The organism is Pandoraea cepalis (genome assembly GCF_902459665.1).
GTDB lineage: Bacteria > Pseudomonadota > Gammaproteobacteria > Burkholderiales > Burkholderiaceae > Pandoraea > Pandoraea cepalis.
The window spans coordinates 12,963-29,413 of the sequence record NZ_CABPSL010000018.1; the positions used below are offsets into that span (position 1 = coordinate 12,963).

The following is a 16,451-nucleotide window of genomic DNA, read 5'->3' on the forward strand; positions in this document are numbered from 1 at the left end:
GATGCGCCGCAAGGCGAAATGAATTTGAGTATCTAAAGGAAAAGCGATGAGTACTGCTTTGATTGAAGGCAAAATCGTACAGTGCATCGGCGCCGTTATCGACGTGGAATTCCCGCGCGAAAGCATGCCGAAGATCTACGACGCGCTCACCATGGAAGGGTCGGAACTGACGCTCGAAGTCCAGCAACAGCTGGGCGACGGCGTGGTTCGTACCATCTGTCTGGGTTCCTCCGAAGGCCTGCGCCGCGGCATGACGGTGCAAAACACCGGTCTGCCGATCACGGTGCCGGTCGGCAAGCCGACGCTGGGTCGCATCATGGACGTGCTGGGCCGTCCGATCGACGAAGCCGGTCCGATCGCCAAGGAACATACCCGTTCGATTCACCAGAAGGCACCGGCGTTCGACGAACTGTCGCCGTCGACCGAACTGCTCGAAACCGGCATCAAGGTGATCGACCTGATCTGCCCGTTCGCCAAGGGCGGCAAGGTGGGTCTGTTCGGTGGCGCCGGTGTGGGCAAGACCGTGAACATGATGGAACTCATCAATAACATCGCCAAGGAACACGGCGGTTATTCGGTGTTTGCCGGCGTGGGCGAGCGTACCCGTGAAGGGAACGACTTCTATCACGAAATGAAGGACTCGAACGTTCTGGACAAGGTCGCACTGGTGTACGGCCAGATGAACGAGCCGCCGGGCAACCGTCTGCGCGTGGCGCTGACCGGTCTGACGATGGCCGAGCACTTCCGTGACGAAGGTCGCGACGTGCTGTTCTTCGTGGACAACATCTACCGTTTCACGCTGGCCGGTACCGAAGTCTCGGCACTGCTCGGTCGTATGCCGTCCGCCGTGGGCTATCAGCCGACGCTGGCGGAAGAAATGGGTAAGCTGCAAGAGCGTATTACGTCGACCAAGACCGGCTCGATCACGTCGGTGCAAGCCGTGTACGTGCCTGCCGATGACTTGACCGACCCGTCGCCGGCCACCACCTTCGGTCACTTGGACGCCACCGTCGTTCTGTCGCGTGACATCGCCTCGCTGGGTATCTACCCGGCCGTCGATCCGCTCGACTCGACCTCGCGTCAGATCGACCCGAACGTGATTGGCGAAGAGCACTACACGGTGACCCGTCGCGTGCAATCGACGCTGCAGCGTTACAAGGAACTGCGCGACATTATCGCGATTCTGGGCATGGACGAACTGTCGCCGGACGACAAGCTCGCCGTGGCCCGTGCGCGTAAGATCCAGCGTTTCCTGTCGCAGCCGTTCCACGTGGCCGAAGTGTTCACGGGTTCGCCGGGCAAGTACGTTCCGCTCAAGGAAACGATCCGCGGCTTCAAGATGATCGTCGATGGCGAGTGCGACCACCTGCCGGAACAGGCGTTCTACATGGTTGGCACGATCGACGAAGCGTTCGAAAAAGCCAAGAAGATGCAGTAAACGGTTGAGTGCCGGGCGACGGCGGGGTCTCGCGAGAGACGCCACCGCACGCCGGCAGGTGACTGTTGCGGGGCGGGGTAGCGAAGCGAGGACGGCAATGTTCGGACTGGCGCGCCTGCCGCTTCATCACACTCAACGGGAGCGATTATGGCAACCATTCAAGTAGACGTCGTCAGCGCCGAAGCGCAGATCTTCTCCGGTCCGGCGCGCTTTGTGGCGCTGCCTGGCGAAGCCGGCGAACTGGGCATTTTGCCCGGCCACACGCCGCTGATCACGCGCATCAAGCCGGGCGCGGTGCGTATCGAGGACGAGGCAGGGAACGAGGACTTCGTCTTCGTGGCCGGCGGCATTCTCGAAGTGCAACCGGGTACGGTGACCGTGCTCGCGGATACCGCAATTCGCGGCAAGGATTTGGACGAGGCCAAGGCTGCCGAAGCCAAGCGCCGTGCCGAAGAAGCGCTGTCGAACAAGGATTCGAACATCGAGTATGCGACTGCCCAAGCCGAACTGGCCGAAGCCATCGCCCAACTCGCTGCGATCCAGAAGTTCCGCAAGGTGAAGTAACGCCGCATGGCTGCGGCGACGGCCTCATGGTCGGCGCTGTACGCCATGCTCGCCGTAGTGCAACGAAGGTCATCTTTGCAACGACCATCGCCACGCCGCGGCCAAAAGCCCCATGCATGCAAGTGCGTGGGGCTTTTGTTTTGTCCGCGCATGTCCGCCGCCCGGGGGCACCGCGTGCCCACCGCCCCGCGTATTCTTCGCCCAACTCAGGGCCATCCCCACTCGTGCCGTTGCCAGAATTCCGTTAACGTAAACGTCAAGTCAGCATCGCGCGCTATTGTTATGACTAGCGCCCCCGTCGCTCGATGAGACGACAACAGGCGGGCCATTCACGCGGGCGAGCGCCGGACATCAGCATTTCACCCCTTCAGCATTGCTTCAGGAGACAAGCGCATGGAAAGCCGGGAAGATTCGGGCGTTGTACCTCGTAATGGACTGTCGTATGTGAAGGGTGACACCACCATTCCGCTATCGACGTTGACGGTGTTCGGTCTGCTCGCCGAGACGGCGGCGAAGTATCCGGAGCGGCAGGCCGTCGTGTTCCGCGAGCAGGGCGTGGATTGGACGTGGCGGGAATTCATCGCGCATGTGGATACGTTTGCCTCCGGGCTGATGTCGTTGGGCCTGAAGCAGGGCGATCGCGTGGGCATCTGGTCGCCGAACCGTGTGGAGTGGCTGGTCACGCAGTTCGCCACGGCACGGATCGGTTTGATTCTGGTGAACATCAATCCGGCGTACCGGCTGGCCGAACTCGAATACGCGATCAACAAGGTCGGATGTAAAGCGCTCATCGCGGCGGAGTCCTTCAAGACGTCGCGGTACCTCGACATGCTCAACACGCTCGCGCCCGAGCTGGCAGAGAGTTCTCCCGGTCAACTGCACTCGGCGAAGCTGCCGACGCTGCGCACCGTCATTCGCATGGGCTCGGGCGTGACGCCGGGCATGATGAATTACAGCGACGTGGTCACGCTCGGTGCGGATGCCGATCTCGACGCGCTGCGCGAGATCACCGATGGGCTCGATTGCTTCGACGCCATCAATATCCAGTTCACGAGCGGTACCACCGGCAACCCGAAGGGCGCCACGCTCACGCATCACAACATCGTCAACAACGGCCGTTACATCGCCATGGCGATGCGCTTCTCGGAGCATGACAGCCTGTGCATTCCGGTGCCGTTCTACCATTGTTTCGGCATGGTGCTGGCAGTGCTCGCCTGCGTGTCGACCGGGGCGACGATGGTGTTCCCGGGCGAGGCGTTCGACCCGAAGGCGACGATGGCCGCGGTGTCGGAAGAGCGCTGCACCGCGTTGCACGGCGTGCCGACAATGTTCATCGCCCAGCTCGATCATCCGGACTTCGACATCTACCGGTTCGATACCTTGCGCACGGGCATCATGGCTGGCTCGCCGTGCCCGATCGAGACGATGAAGCGCGTGATCAGCCAAATGCACATGCACGAAGTTACGATTGCCTACGGCATGACGGAAACGAGTCCCGTGTCGTTCCAGACCACGACCACCGATCCGCTCGAGAAGCGCGTGACGACCGTCGGGCGCGTGCAGCCGCACCTCGAAGTGAAACTCGTGGATGCTGCCGGGGAGATCGTGCCGGTGGGCGAAAAGGGCGAACTTTGCACGAAGGGCTACTCGGTGATGCAGGGCTACTGGGACGACGAGCCGCGCACGCGTGAGGCGATCCGCGACGGCTGGATGCACACGGGCGATCTGGCCACGATCGATAAGGAAGGCTATTGCAATATCGTCGGCCGCGTAAAGGACATGCTCATTCGCGGGGGCGAGAACATCTACCCGCGCGAGATCGAGGAGTTCCTGTTCCGTCACCCGAAGGTGCAGGCGGTGCAGGTGTTCGGCGTGCCGGATGCGAAGTATGGCGAGGAAGTGTGCGCCTGGATCATTCTCAAACCGGGACAGAGTGCGACGGAAGACGATATCCGCGCTTTCTGCCAGGATCAGATTGCGCACTACAAGATTCCGCGCTACATCCGCTTCGTCGCCGAGATGCCGATGACGATCACGGGCAAGGTGCAGAAGTTCGTCATGCGCGAGCAGATGGTCGAATCGCTGGGACTGTCGGAAGCGAAGACAGCCTGACCGCCGCCGGGTCGGGGCCCGCGTGAACGGCGGGCCCTTGCTTATTTCTTGAGCGCGCCCGGGGGCAATGCCGTATGATTCGGGATTACCCTAGGTTTCGCGCCATGCCTGCCCACACCTTCCGCACGGTTTTCGTTCTCGGCATTCTGTCGGCCATCGGCTCGCTGTCGATCGACATGTATCTGCCCGCGCTGCCGAGCATTGCACGCGAATTGAATACGACGGACGCGGCAGCGCAATTCTCGCTGGCGTCGTTCTTCGTCGGTCTCGGGCTGGGGCAATTGCTGCACGGACCGCTGGCCGACCGGTACGGGCGCAAGCGGCCGCTCTACGCCGGTCTGGCGCTCTATACGATCGCCTCGGCCGGCTGTGCGCTCGCCACGAATATCGAGACGCTGATTGTCTGCCGCTTCATTCAGGCGGTGGGCGGCTGCGCGTGCTTCGTGATCGCCCGCGCGATGGCGCGCGACCTGTTTGACACGAGCACCGTGGCGCGTGTGCTGTCGCGCATGACGCTCATCATGGGCGCGGCGCCGATCCTCGCACCGCTGATCGGCGGGCAAGTGCTGCTGGTCGTCGGCTGGCGCTGGATCTTCTGGGGCCTGACGGTGTTCGGCGCGCTGTGTTTCGCGATGTCCGTCCATTGGCTGCCGGAGACGCGCGCGGCCGCAAAACAGGCTCGCCATTGGCTCGCTACGGCGTGGCACAACTACGGCGCACTCGTGCGCGACCGCGAATTCATGGGCAATGCGCTTGCGGGGGGCATCTCCCAGGCGGGGATGTTCGCCTACATCACCGGCTCGCCTTTCGTGTTCATCAATCTGTACGGCGTCGACCCGGCGCACTACGGCTGGCTTTTCGGGCTGAACGCGTGCGGCATCATTGCCGGCTCGCAAGTCAACGCCCACCTGTTGCGCAAGCGCCGTCCGGCCGACGTGCTGCGTCGAACCAACAATCTGGTCGCCGTGCTGGGATTGTTGATGCTGGCGGTGGCGGCGCTCAAGCTCGGTGGACTGGTCGGGTTGATGGTGCCGCTGTTCGCCTATGTCACGAGCCTGGGCTTTTCCCAGCCGAATGCGGTGGCCGAAGCGCTGAACCGGCAGCATCAACGCGCCGGGGCCGCATCGGCCCTGCTGGGCGCGCTGCAATTCCTCGCCGCCGCGAGCGCGGGGGCCGCGGTCGGTCTGATGCACGCCCGCTCGGCGGTGCCGATGGCGGCCGTCATGGCCGTGTGTGGTGTGCTGTCGTGGTGTTTCCACACGGGACTGATCCGTCGCGCGGCGCGGGCGTCGCCTCCCGCCGCAGGACCGGTTTGATCCGGCGCTACGTCGGCGAAAGTCATGAACGCAGCCGCACCCGGCATCATCGAGTGTTGGTATCCCGCCACACTGGGAAGGGCGCGAAACACACTCGAGCGCCAATGCCGAAGATTTTCGGGGAACCGATGCACGAAATTGTCTTCCAATCCTGACATTCGATACGCGTCATGCCCACCTGTAACAGTTTGTAATTGGACTGTTCGTACGCTGGCGCGATAGGCAAAGTGCGATGCATAGCCCTCCTGCAAAGCCCCCGGAAATTTTTTGCAAGAATGGCTAAAGTTCGGCACCCGCTTGCCGAAATACAGTCGAGTAGTAAAGCGCAGCTTCATGACGCCTTCGTGACGCTGACATGATTTCGCCACGATCGCTATCCCCAAGCGTATCGAAGGGGCCGCTTGCGCCCCGTCTGTAGGAAAAATTCCTACAAAAAACTTCCGCTTTTCTCGCCGCCCCGCGTAGTTTTTCTCCGATTTCTTTATCTTTCGCCCTTGTCCACAATGCGAGGGACTAGGCAGTCGTACGCCAGATCCATCCATTGCGCCGGGGGGCCGCATGCGAAACAGCGAAACACTCAATGAGATTCGTGAATTGAATCTCTCTTATCTCGTCCTGGCTCAGCGCCTGATCCGTGAGGATCGTGCCGCGGCAATGTTCCGCATGGGGATCAGCGACCAACTGGCCGACGTGCTCGGCCGTCTCACATTGGCTCAACTCGTCAAATTCGCGGGGTCGAACCAGCTTCTGTGTCGATTTCGCTTCGACGACCACGTAATGCTGTCGAGTCTTACGCACAGTGCGAAAGACGTGGGTATGCAGCAGTCGCACGCTTCGATTCTGTTGGCGGGGCAACCCGTCGAGCAGATCGGCTAAGCACGCCACGCACGCTACGCCGCCCGGTGGGTGGCGCTTCGCGTGACTTGCCAGGAAGTTTGCCCATGCGTACCAAAAGCGTCGTTCTCGAGGCCCGTGAAATTCAGTTGGCCATCGAGCTGATTGAACTCGGCGCCCGCCTCCAGTTGCTGGAAGCTGAAACGAGCCTGAGCCGTGACCGGCTCATCAAACTCTACAAAGAACTCAAGGGGGCATCGCCGCCCAAGGGCATGCTGCCGTTCTCGACCGATTGGTTCGTGACGTGGTTGCCGAACATCCATTCGTCGCTTTTCCACAATATCTATCGCCACCTCGTGCAGCACGGCGGGTGCCAGGGCATCGAAGCCATCGTCAAGGCGTACCGCCTGTACATGGAGCACGTGGAGATGCATGACTGGGAAGCGGTGCTCGGGTTTACACGCGCGTGGACGCTCGTTCGCTTCTTCGACAGCAAGATGTTGCAAACGACGCCGTGCACGCGCTGCGGCGGACATTTCGTCACGCACGCCCATGAGCCGCATGGCCAGTACGTTTGCGGACTTTGCCAGCCCCCGTCGCGCGCCGGCAAGACCCGCAAGGCGAAGCACGCGCCCGCGGCCGATCTGGCGCCGGTCACCGAAATTTCTCCATTGGCCGCCTAGCCAAGCCTACGTCACGAGGTCGCACCCCCTACAGTTTCCCTGCGTGTCTGCCGTTAAGCCCTCTGAACAGGACGGACAATTTTCCGTAGACGTATTTTTGCGAGAGGTATCCGGCAGTGCTTGTCGTCATTGGTTACATCATCGTTCTGGCATCGGTCTTTGGCGGTTTCGTCATGGGCGGAGGCCACTTGGGCGCGCTGTTTCAGCCGACCGAGCTGCTGATCATCGGTGGCGCGGGCATCGGCTCGTTCGTGGTGGGCAACAACAGCAAGGCGATCAAGGCGACGATGAAGGCGTTGCCGATGCTGTTCAAGGGCTCGAAATACACCAAGGATCTGTACATGGAGCTGATGGCGCTCCTGTACGTGCTGCTCGCGAAAGCGCGCAAGGACGGCATGCTCGCCATCGAAGGCGACGTGGAAGACCCGGCATCGAGCCCGGTGTTCTCGCAGTATCCGCGCATTCTCGGCGAGCCGCGCATCATGGAATTCCTCACCGACTACCTGCGCCTGATGGTCAGCGGCAACATGAACGCGTTCGAGATCGAGAACCTGATGGATCACGAAATCGAAACGTACCGTCATGAAGGCGAAGTCCCCGCGCACTGTCTGCAGAAGACGGGCGACGCCATGCCCGCTTTCGGTATCGTGGCGGCCGTGATGGGCGTGGTGCACACGATGGCGTCGGCCGACCAGCCGCCGGCGGTGTTGGGCGCGCTGATCGCCCAGGCCCTCGTGGGCACGTTCCTCGGCATTTTGCTCGCCTACGGCTTCATCTCGCCGCTGGCGCAGCTCATCGAACACCGCATCAACGAATCCGTGAAGCTCTACGAGTGCATCAAGGTCACGCTGCTCGCCAGCCTGAACGGTTACGCGCCGGCACTCTCGGTCGAGTTCGGCCGCAAGGTGCTGTATTCCACCGTCCGTCCGTCGTTCGCCGAGCTCGAAGAGCACGTGCGACAGGTCAAGGCACGCTGACGGGCCGCAGCAATGAGCGAGAAAGAAGAGCGGCCCATCATCGTCAAGCGCCGCGCGCGCAGCGCGCACGGCCATCACGGCGGCGCGTGGAAGATTGCGTACGCCGACTTCATGACGGCGATGATGGCGTTCTTCTTGCTCATGTGGCTGCTCAGTTCCGCGACGAGCAAGGAGCTGACGGGGATTGCCGAATACTTCCGCACGCCGCTCATGGTCGCGCTCTCCGGCGGACATAACGCGGCCGACAATAGCGGAGTCATTCCCGGTGGTGGCCCCGACACGACCCGCACCGACGGCCAGAAATCGCGCGGCGATCAAGCCAGATCGCGACAGGCGATGTCGGCCGAGCTGGCCGAGCGGGCCGAAGCGCAGCGTTTGCGCGAACTCAAGGCGCGCATCGAGAAGGCAATCGAGAACAATCCTACGCTCAAGCAGTTCCGCAAGCAGTTGCTCATCGACGTGACGACCGAGGGCTTGCGCATCCAGATCGTGGACGACCAGAACCGGCCGATGTTCGCCAACGCGAGCGCGCAGGTGCAGCCGTATATGCGCGACATCCTGCGCGAGATCGGCAAGTCGCTCAACGACATGCCGAACCGCATCAGCCTGTCGGGCCACACCGATGCCACCGCCTACGCACAGGGCGACAAGAGCTACAGCAACTGGGAGCTGTCGGCCGATCGCGCGAACGCGTCGCGTCGCGAACTGATTGCCGGCGGTCTCGATGGCGAAAAGGTGCTGCGCGTGGTGGGCCTGGCGTCCACCGTGCCGCTCGATCGCGACAACGCGTACAACCCGATCAATCGCCGCATCAGCATCATCGTGCTCAATCGACGCGCAGAGCAGTCGGTCAAGCGCGAGGCCGACCAACCGACGATCGACGCAGCGAACGCCCGCGGCGCCGGCAGCGATGCCGTGAACGCCCTCATCAACGGCGAGCTGCCGGCACCGCCTGCTCCCCCGGCGGCACCCGACGCCGCTCTGCGATAACGGACAAGAGGAGACGCATGCAGGCCCTTCGCAACACGATTCTCGCCGTCGACGATTCTGCGTCGATGCGTCAGATACTGGCGGCCACGCTTGACGAGGCCGGCTACGCCGTGACGACTGCCCGCGACGGGCAGGAGGCCCTGGCGCTGGCGTCGAACGCGGCGTTCGATCTGGTGCTGACCGACCAGCACATGCCTGGCATGGACGGCCTGTCGCTCATTCGCGCGCTGCGCGAACTCGACACGTTTGCCCAAACGCCGATTCTGGTGCTTACCACCGAAGTCGACGGCGCGTACAAAGCCGCGGCGCGCGAAGCGGGCGCCAGCGGCTGGCTGATCAAACCGGTCGACCCCGAGGCATTGGTCGACGTAGTGGGCTCGCTCGTCGGCGAAGGCGCATGACGATGTCGTCGATGGCACAACCAAGTTAGGACGAGGAAATCGGTGGATATCACCCAGTTCTACCAGACCTTTTTCGATGAAGCGGAAGAGTTGCTCGCCGAGATGGAGCATCTCCTGCTCGCGCTCGATATCAATGCACCCGATAACGAGCAGCTCAATGCGATCTTCCGTGCGGCCCACTCGATCAAGGGCGGCGCCGCAACGTTCGGCTTCACCGCGCTCACCGAGACCACTCACCTGCTGGAAAACCTGCTGGACCGCGCGCGCCGCGGCGAATTGCAGTTGCGCACCGAGATGGTCGACACCTTCCTGGAAACCAAAGACGTGTTGCATCAACAGTTGAATGCCTACCGCGCCTCCAGTGAGCCCGATGCCGAGGCGATGAAGCGCATCTGCGCAGTGCTCCAGCAGCTCGCCGCGGAGGAAAGCGGCGCGCCTGCCCCTGCGGCCGCACCGGCTGCGCCGGTAGCCTCCGCAGCGCCAGCCGCGCCAGCCGCCCCCGAAGCCGCTGCCGGGCCGGCGACGGACGCGAGCGGCGCGCCCGCAAGCGCTGTCCCGCCGGGCCAGACGCGTCTGAAGGTCACGCTCACCGGCGTGGGCGAGAAGGACCAGACGTTGCTCGCGGAAGAACTGGGCAACCTGGGCGACGTGGCTGGCCGCCAGTCGAGCGGCGACACGCTGCACCTGTGGCTCGATACCACGTGCGGCGCCGACGATATTCTCGCGGTGTGCTGCTTCGTGATCGAGCCGTCGCAGATCGACGTGCAGGACGCGGCGACGGCGGCCGCGGCGATGGCCGCCGCAGCACCGGTCGAGCCGACGGTGGCCGCCCCGGTGCAGACCTCGGAAATCTTTGCTCCGGCGCCGGTCGCCGCGACACCGATCGAAGTGCCGGTCGCCGCCCCGGTGGCGGCGGCTGCCCAGGAGGCACCGGTGCCGCCGCCTGCGGCCGAGCCGATCATCGTGCCGCCCGAGGCGCCCGCCGCGCATGCCGGCGCTGGCGGTGGCAGTGGTGGCAATGGGGCGCATCCGCCGGCAGAGAAGCGTGTGGCCGCACCGGCGGGCGGCGCGGCCGGACACGAGAACAGTTCGATTCGCGTGGGCGTGGAGAAGGTCGATCAGCTCATCAACCTGGTGGGCGAGCTGGTGATTACGCAGGCGATGCTCGCGCAAACGGCGAGCAGCCTCGATCCGATGCTTCACGATCGCCTGTTCAACGGCATGGGCCAGCTCGAGCGCAATGCGCGCGACCTGCAAGAGGCCGTGATGTCCATCCGCATGATGCCGATGGATTACGTGTTCTCGCGCTTCCCGCGCCTGGTGCGCGACCTCGCGACCAAGCTGGGCAAGCAGATCGAACTCGTCACGTTCGGTCAGGCGACCGAACTCGACAAGAGCCTGATCGAGCGCATTATCGATCCGCTCACGCACCTCGTGCGCAACAGCCTCGATCACGGCATCGAGACGACGGAGCTGCGCCTGGCCTCGGGCAAGGACCCGGTCGGTCAGCTCGTGCTGTCCGCGGCGCATCAGGGCGGCAACATCGTGATCGAAGTGAGCGACGACGGCGCGGGCCTGCGTCGCGAAAAGATCCTTGCCAAGGCCCAGCAGCAGGGGCTGCCGGTCTCGGACTCGATGTCCGACGAAGACGTGTGGCAACTGATCTTCATGCCGGGCTTCTCCACCGCCGAGGCGATCACCGATGTGTCGGGCCGCGGCGTGGGCATGGACGTCGTCAAGCGCAATATTCAGCAGATGGGCGGGCACGTGGAGATTCTGTCCACGCGCGGCAAGGGCACCACGATCCGCATCGTGCTGCCGCTCACGCTCGCGATTCTCGACGGCATGTCCGTCAAGGTCGGACCGGAAATCTTCATTCTGCCGCTGAACTTCGTGATGGAGTCGCTGCAGCCGCGTCGCGACGACATTCGCGCCGTGACCGGCGAAGGTCAGGTCGTGCTGGTGCGCGGCGAGTACCTGCCGCTCGTCGAGCTGTACCGCGCGTTCGACGTGCCGGAGGCGCGCGCCGATCCTACGCAGGGCATCATCGTGATCCTTCAGGCCGAAGGCCGCCGCTTTGCGCTGCTCGTCGACGAACTGGTCGGTCAGCAGCAAGTCGTGGTGAAGAATCTCGAAACCAATTACCGCCGTATTCACGGTATTTCCGCCGCCACCATCATGGGTGACGGCAGTGTGGCATTGATCGTCGACGTGGCGGCGCTTCAGCGCGGCCAGCGCTCGGCGGCCGCCACCATCTTCAACTGAAGTCGGAGACGCGTCAGATGGACAACCTTTCGCAAGAACATGCCGTGTCGCGCCAGGGCGGCGCCATGCAGACCGATGGCGACGGTCAGGAGTTTCTGGTCTTCACGCTCGGTGACGAGGAATACGGCATCGACATTCTGAAGGTGCAGGAGATTCGCGGCTACGACGCGGTCACGCGCATCGCCAATGCGCCGGACTTCATCAAGGGCGTGATCAATCTGCGCGGCATCATCGTGCCGATCGTGGACATGCGGATCAAATTCCGTCTGGGCCGCGTCGAGTACAACACGCAAACGGTCGTGATCATTCTGAACGTGGCGGGCCGCGTGGTCGGCATGGTAGTCGACGGGGTCTCCGACGTGCTCACGCTCGCCCGTGGCGAAATCAAGCCGGCGCCGGAATTCGGCGCGCAACTGGCCACCGAGTACATCACCGGACTGGGCACCGTCGAAGGCCGCATGCTGATCCTGATGGACATCGAGAAGCTCATGACCAGCAGCGACATGGCGCTCATCGAGCGCCTGGCGAGCTGAGACCCGGCGCGCCACCCGACACGCCTGACACACCCGAGCCCCCCCGACCTGTCATTCACGGAGACCGAGCACGTGCGCAATAACCAGCCCGTCACCCAAAACGAATTCGTCATCGGCGAGCATCAGTACCTGATCTCACGGACGGATCTGAAGGGGCGGATCACGTATGCCAATCCCGCCTTCGTGGAGGTGAGCGGCTATTCGCGTGAAGAACTGCTGGGCGCACCGCACAACATCGTTCGCCATCCGGACATGCCGCCGGAAGCTTTCGGCGATCTGTGGGAGACGGTCAAGCGCGGCGATACGTGGACCGGGCTGGTCAAGAACCGCCGCAAGAACGGCGATTTCTACTGGGTGCTCGCAACGGTAACGCCGACGCTGGAAAACGGTGCCGTGGTGGGCTTCACGTCGGTGCGTGTGCGTCCGGCGGCAGGCACGACGGCGCAGGCCGAGACGGTCTACGCGCGCTTTCGCAGCGGGCAGGCCGGCAACTTGCGCATTCGCGGCGGTCAGGTCGAGCGCGGCGGATTCGCGGCAGTGGCGCGCAAGATCCGTCTGGACACGCTGCGCGCGCGGCTGACCGGCATCATCGTGCTCGGTGCGACGCTGTTGGCCGTGGTCGGCGGTCTGGGCCTCTGGGGGATGTCGAGCAGCAACGGAAAACTGCTGCGCGTCTATCAGCACGGCATGGTGCCGGTAAGTACGCTGGCCGTCATCGGCCAGAAGCTCGACCGCGACGTCTTGCTCGTGGCCGAAGCGGTGGGCAGCCCCAACCTCGACGCGATGAAACGCGCGGGCGATGAGATCACGAGCAGCCTCGACGACATCAATCGCGAGTGGACCGAATACATGGCGTCGGTCGACCCGGACACGCGCGCACAAGCCGAGCGCTTCAACACGATTCGCCAGCGCTTTACGACCGACGGCCTGCAACAGACGGTCGAGATGCTGAAGGCCGGTTCGGCCGAAGGCGCCCAGCAGACGTATCTCGAAAAGGTGAAGCCGGCCTATGGCCCGATGCGTGACGAGCTCAATGTGCTCACGCGCCTTGAACTCACCCAGGCGACCGACCTGTATCAGCAATCGCAGAAAGCCCACACCTTCGTGCGTGCGGCCACCGTGATCGCGGTGATCGGCGGCATCATCCTCTTGTTCGTTCTCGGCAGCGTGCTGCGTCGCGCGATCAATCACCCATTGCGCGTGGCGCTCTCGATGTCGAAGCAGATCGCGGCGGGCGACTTGACCGTCAAGGCGGAAGGCACGGGGCGCGACGAGATCGGCCAGTTGCTTTTCGGCCTCACCGTCATGAAGAACAGCCTGCTGTCCATCGTTTCGGACGTGCGCGAAGGCATCGAATCGATCAACGTGGCCTCGCACGAAATCGCGGCGGGCAACACCGATCTGTCGGCGCGCACGGAGCAGCAGGCGGCCTCGCTGGAAGAGACGGCGTCGTCGATGGAGCAGCTCACGGCCACGGTCAAACAGAACGCCGACAACGCCAAGCAGGCGAGCGTGCTGGCCGTGAACGCCTCTGAGATTGCCGCCCGCGGCGGCCGCGTGGTCGGCAACGTGGTCGACACGATGCACGGGATTTCGTCGAGTTCGCACAAGATTGTCGACATCATCAGCGTGATCGAAGGCATCGCGTTCCAGACCAACATCCTTGCGTTGAACGCGGCGGTGGAAGCGGCACGCGCGGGCGAACAGGGCCGCGGCTTTGCCGTGGTGGCCGGCGAAGTGCGCACGCTGGCGCAGCGCAGCGCGGCGGCGGCCAAGGAAATCAAGGTGCTGATCGAAGACTCGGTCGGGCGCGTGGAGAGCGGCTCGACGCTGGTGGCGCAGGCCGGTCAGACGATGGAGGAAATCGTGCAGGCGGTGCAGCGCGTGACCGACATCATGGGCGAGATCTCGGCGGCATCGAGCGAACAGTCGAGCGGTATCGAGCAGGTCAATCGCGCCGTGACGCAGATGGACGAAGTCACGCAGCAGAACGCGGCGCTCGTGGAAGAAGCGGCGGCGGCCGCCGGCTCGCTCGAAGATCAGGCGGGTCGCTTGCGCGACGCCGTGGCTGTCTTCCGTGTCGGCGACGCCTTCAAGGCGGCAGCGGCGCACAGTACCACCGTGCATCACAGCGCCTCCCCGCAAGGCCAGCCGGAGGCCGCTACGACGGTGGCCCCGGCAGTCTCGGCGGCCCGCGCTGCACCGGCACGGGCCAGCGCAGGCGGTGCTACGCGCACCGTCACGCGACGCCCGCAGTCACCGGCGCCGACGGCGCCCGCCGCCGCCGGCACGCCGGAGGACGCGCAGGTGCTGCAAATGGCCGCGCGTCGAGGCAAGGCGCCGGCGGGCGGATCGACCGGATCGACGTCGAGCGCAAACGCGAGCGATTCGGGCGAGTGGGAAGAATTCTGACGGGTCGGTAATTCGGATAGTTGAGATGGATACGCCGGCCGCAGGCCGGTCTTCACGAGGTAGAGATCGTTATGTTTAAGAATGTCACCATCCGGGCACGGCTGACGCTGGCGCTGGGACTCTTCATGGTGCTGCTGGTCGTCGGCGCCGCGGCGGGTCTCCTCTCGCTGCAACAAAGCAATGCGTCGCTGCGCGATATCTACAGGAACGACATGGCGTCGTCGCGCTCCCTCGCACAGACGACGATTTCCACCCTGTCGGCTCGCGTGACGCTCTCGCGCATCGAGTTCATTGCCGATCCGACCGAGATCAAGACGGCAATCGAGCGCGTCCGTCAGAACCTCAAGGCGGCAGACGACGCGTGGGGCGCTTACGCGGCGAAGCCCATGTCCGACAGCGAAAAGCCGTTGGCCGATGCAGTGATCTCCGCCCGTGGCAAGGTGGTCAACGAGGGCATCGTGCCCGCACTCAAGGCCATTGAGTCGGGCGATATCCCGGACTTCCACGCCAAGACGGTCATGGACGTGCCGCGCCTCTTCTCCGATTACACCAAGGCGATGGTGGCGTTGGCCGACTTGCAGAACAAGACTGCCGAGAACCGCTACCTGGCCGCCCAGGCGCGCTACACGCTGGTGATGTGGCTGGTCGGCATCGGCCTGGTCATCGGCCTGCTCGTGGGCATCATCACGCAGATCACGCTCACGCGCGCCGTCGTCGGCCCCATCGACGACGCCATCAAGCATTTCGAGAGGATCGCGGGCGGCGACCTGACGCAGCGCATCGAAGTGTGGAACGACACCGAAACCGGGCGCCTGTTCAAGGGCGTGAAGCATATGCAGGACAGCCTCGTGCGCACGGTGACGGAGGTCCGCTCGGGCACCGAGTCGATCACCTCGGCCGCGCAGCAGATTGCCGCGGGCAACACCGATCTGTCGGCACGCACCGAACAGCAGGCCGCGTCGCTCGAAGAGACGGCGTCGTCGATGGAGCAGCTCACCGCCACCGTCAAGCAGAACGCGGACAACGCGCGCCAGGCGAGCCAGCTTGCCGTGAACGCGTCGGACATCGCCGCACGCGGCGGCGAAGTGGTGGGCCGCGTGGTCGGCACGATGCAGGGCATCTCGACCAGCTCGAGCAAGATCGTCGACATCATCAGCGTAATCGACGGGATTGCCTTTCAGACCAACATTCTGGCGCTGAATGCGGCGGTGGAAGCCGCGCGCGCCGGTGAACAGGGCCGTGGTTTCGCGGTGGTGGCGGGCGAAGTGCGCACGCTGGCGCAGCGCAGTGCGGCGGCGGCCAAGGAAATCAAGGAACTGATCGAAGACTCCTCCCACAAGGTCCAGGACGGCTCCTCGCTCGTCGAACAAGCCGGTCAGACGATGGAAGAGATCGTGCAGGCGGTCAAGCGCGTGACCGACATCATGGGCGAGATCTCGGCGGCATCGAGCGAGCAATCGGGCGGCATCGAACAGGTCAATCGCGCCGTCACGCAGATGGACGAAGTCACGCAGCAGAACGCGGCGCTCGTGGAAGAAGCCGCGGCCGCGGCCGGCTCGCTCGAAGAGCAGGCCAATCGTTTGAAGACGGTCGTCTCGGTGTTCCGTCTGGACGCCAGTCAGGCGGCGTCCAGCCACACGGCGCCGACGCTCGCGGCCGCACCGGTGGCGCGTCCCGTTGCGAAGAAGGTGAAGGCGACGGCGCCCGCTGCGTCCGCACCGACGTCAGCGGTGGCCCCGAAGGCCGCGCCCGCCGCGCCGCGCAGACCGGCGGCGGCGGCTGCCCCTGCGGCAAGCGCGCGCACCGGCACGGATGACGCCAGCGGCGACTGGGAGACCTTCTGATCGCGCGCCGCGCGCGCTCTGGCAGCAATCGGCAAGACGAAAACCGTCGCGCGCATCGCGCACGTGACGTGCAGGTAGTGGA

Annotated in this window: 13 protein-coding genes; all 13 read left to right on the top strand. The window is 64.1% G+C overall.

Annotated elements, in window-relative coordinates:
- Positions 1–46 precede the first annotated feature (46 nt).
- Complete coding sequence (gene atpD / locus PCE31106_RS19055) at positions 47–1,438, top strand: F0F1 ATP synthase subunit beta (RefSeq protein ID WP_017233815.1); 1,392 nt, start codon at positions 47–49, stop codon at positions 1,436–1,438.
- 147 nt (positions 1,439–1,585) lie between these two features.
- Positions 1,586–2,002, top strand: coding sequence for a F0F1 ATP synthase subunit epsilon (locus PCE31106_RS19060; RefSeq protein WP_017233814.1), 417 nt, complete (start codon positions 1,586–1,588; stop codon positions 2,000–2,002).
- A 393-nt stretch (positions 2,003–2,395) separates the two neighbouring features.
- Entirely contained in the window at positions 2,396–4,114 is a 1,719-nt protein-coding gene (locus tag PCE31106_RS19065) for an AMP-binding protein (RefSeq protein ID WP_150564375.1), read from the top strand.
- A gap of 104 nt (positions 4,115–4,218) precedes the next feature.
- Positions 4,219–5,430 (top strand): Bcr/CflA family multidrug efflux MFS transporter, encoded by a 1,212-nt coding sequence (locus PCE31106_RS19070; RefSeq protein ID WP_150564376.1) that lies wholly within the window; start codon positions 4,219–4,221, stop codon positions 5,428–5,430.
- Between the two features lie 558 nt (positions 5,431–5,988).
- Positions 5,989–6,306 (top strand): flagellar transcriptional regulator FlhD, encoded by a 318-nt coding sequence (gene flhD / locus PCE31106_RS19075; RefSeq protein WP_017233811.1) that lies wholly within the window; start codon positions 5,989–5,991, stop codon positions 6,304–6,306.
- 65 nt (positions 6,307–6,371) lie between these two features.
- Complete coding sequence (gene flhC, locus PCE31106_RS19080; protein ID WP_150564377.1) at positions 6,372–6,947, top strand: flagellar transcriptional regulator FlhC; 576 nt, start codon at positions 6,372–6,374, stop codon at positions 6,945–6,947.
- Positions 6,948–7,063: 116 nt separating this feature from the next.
- Entirely contained in the window at positions 7,064–7,924 is an 861-nt protein-coding gene (gene motA, locus PCE31106_RS19085) for a flagellar motor stator protein MotA (RefSeq protein ID WP_017233809.1), read from the top strand.
- A 12-nt stretch (positions 7,925–7,936) separates the two neighbouring features.
- Positions 7,937–8,914, top strand: a complete 978-nt coding sequence (gene motB, locus PCE31106_RS19090; RefSeq protein ID WP_017233808.1) for a flagellar motor protein MotB — start codon at positions 7,937–7,939, stop codon at positions 8,912–8,914.
- A gap of 17 nt (positions 8,915–8,931) precedes the next feature.
- Positions 8,932–9,315, top strand: a complete 384-nt coding sequence (locus PCE31106_RS19095) for a response regulator (protein ID WP_017233807.1) — start codon at positions 8,932–8,934, stop codon at positions 9,313–9,315.
- Between the two features lie 42 nt (positions 9,316–9,357).
- Positions 9,358–11,580 (top strand): chemotaxis protein CheA, encoded by a 2,223-nt coding sequence (cheA, locus tag PCE31106_RS19100; RefSeq protein ID WP_150564378.1) that lies wholly within the window; start codon positions 9,358–9,360, stop codon positions 11,578–11,580.
- 17 nt (positions 11,581–11,597) lie between these two features.
- On the top strand, positions 11,598–12,113 hold the full coding sequence (locus PCE31106_RS19105) for a chemotaxis protein CheW (RefSeq protein WP_017231684.1): 516 nt from the start codon (positions 11,598–11,600) through the stop codon (positions 12,111–12,113).
- A 72-nt stretch (positions 12,114–12,185) separates the two neighbouring features.
- Positions 12,186–14,525 (top strand): methyl-accepting chemotaxis protein, encoded by a 2,340-nt coding sequence (locus PCE31106_RS24500; protein ID WP_150564379.1) that lies wholly within the window; start codon positions 12,186–12,188, stop codon positions 14,523–14,525.
- 71 nt (positions 14,526–14,596) lie between these two features.
- A complete protein-coding gene (locus tag PCE31106_RS19115; RefSeq protein WP_150564380.1) occupies positions 14,597–16,369 on the top strand; it encodes a methyl-accepting chemotaxis protein in 1,773 nt (590 codons plus the stop codon).
- The last annotated feature ends 82 nt before the right edge of the window (positions 16,370–16,451 follow it).

What these genes read in the sequence shown, in the direction of transcription:
- motB (WP_017233808.1), top strand. Translation starts at nt 7,937, where the DNA reads ATGAGCGAGAAAGAAGAGCGGCCCATCATCGTCAAGCGCCGCGCGCGC.
- PCE31106_RS19070 (WP_150564376.1), top strand. Translation starts at nt 4,219, where the DNA reads ATGCCTGCCCACACCTTCCGCACGGTTTTCGTTCTCGGCATTCTGTCG.
- flhC (WP_150564377.1), top strand. Translation starts at nt 6,372, where the DNA reads ATGCGTACCAAAAGCGTCGTTCTCGAGGCCCGTGAAATTCAGTTGGCC.
- PCE31106_RS19105 (WP_017231684.1), top strand. Translation starts at nt 11,598, where the DNA reads ATGGACAACCTTTCGCAAGAACATGCCGTGTCGCGCCAGGGCGGCGCC.
- flhD (WP_017233811.1), top strand. Translation starts at nt 5,989, where the DNA reads ATGCGAAACAGCGAAACACTCAATGAGATTCGTGAATTGAATCTCTCT.
- atpD (WP_017233815.1), top strand. Translation starts at nt 47, where the DNA reads ATGAGTACTGCTTTGATTGAAGGCAAAATCGTACAGTGCATCGGCGCC.
- PCE31106_RS19060 (WP_017233814.1), top strand. Translation starts at nt 1,586, where the DNA reads ATGGCAACCATTCAAGTAGACGTCGTCAGCGCCGAAGCGCAGATCTTC.
- PCE31106_RS19115 (WP_150564380.1), top strand. Translation starts at nt 14,597, where the DNA reads ATGTTTAAGAATGTCACCATCCGGGCACGGCTGACGCTGGCGCTGGGA.
- PCE31106_RS19065 (WP_150564375.1), top strand. Translation starts at nt 2,396, where the DNA reads ATGGAAAGCCGGGAAGATTCGGGCGTTGTACCTCGTAATGGACTGTCG.
- PCE31106_RS19095 (WP_017233807.1), top strand. Translation starts at nt 8,932, where the DNA reads ATGCAGGCCCTTCGCAACACGATTCTCGCCGTCGACGATTCTGCGTCG.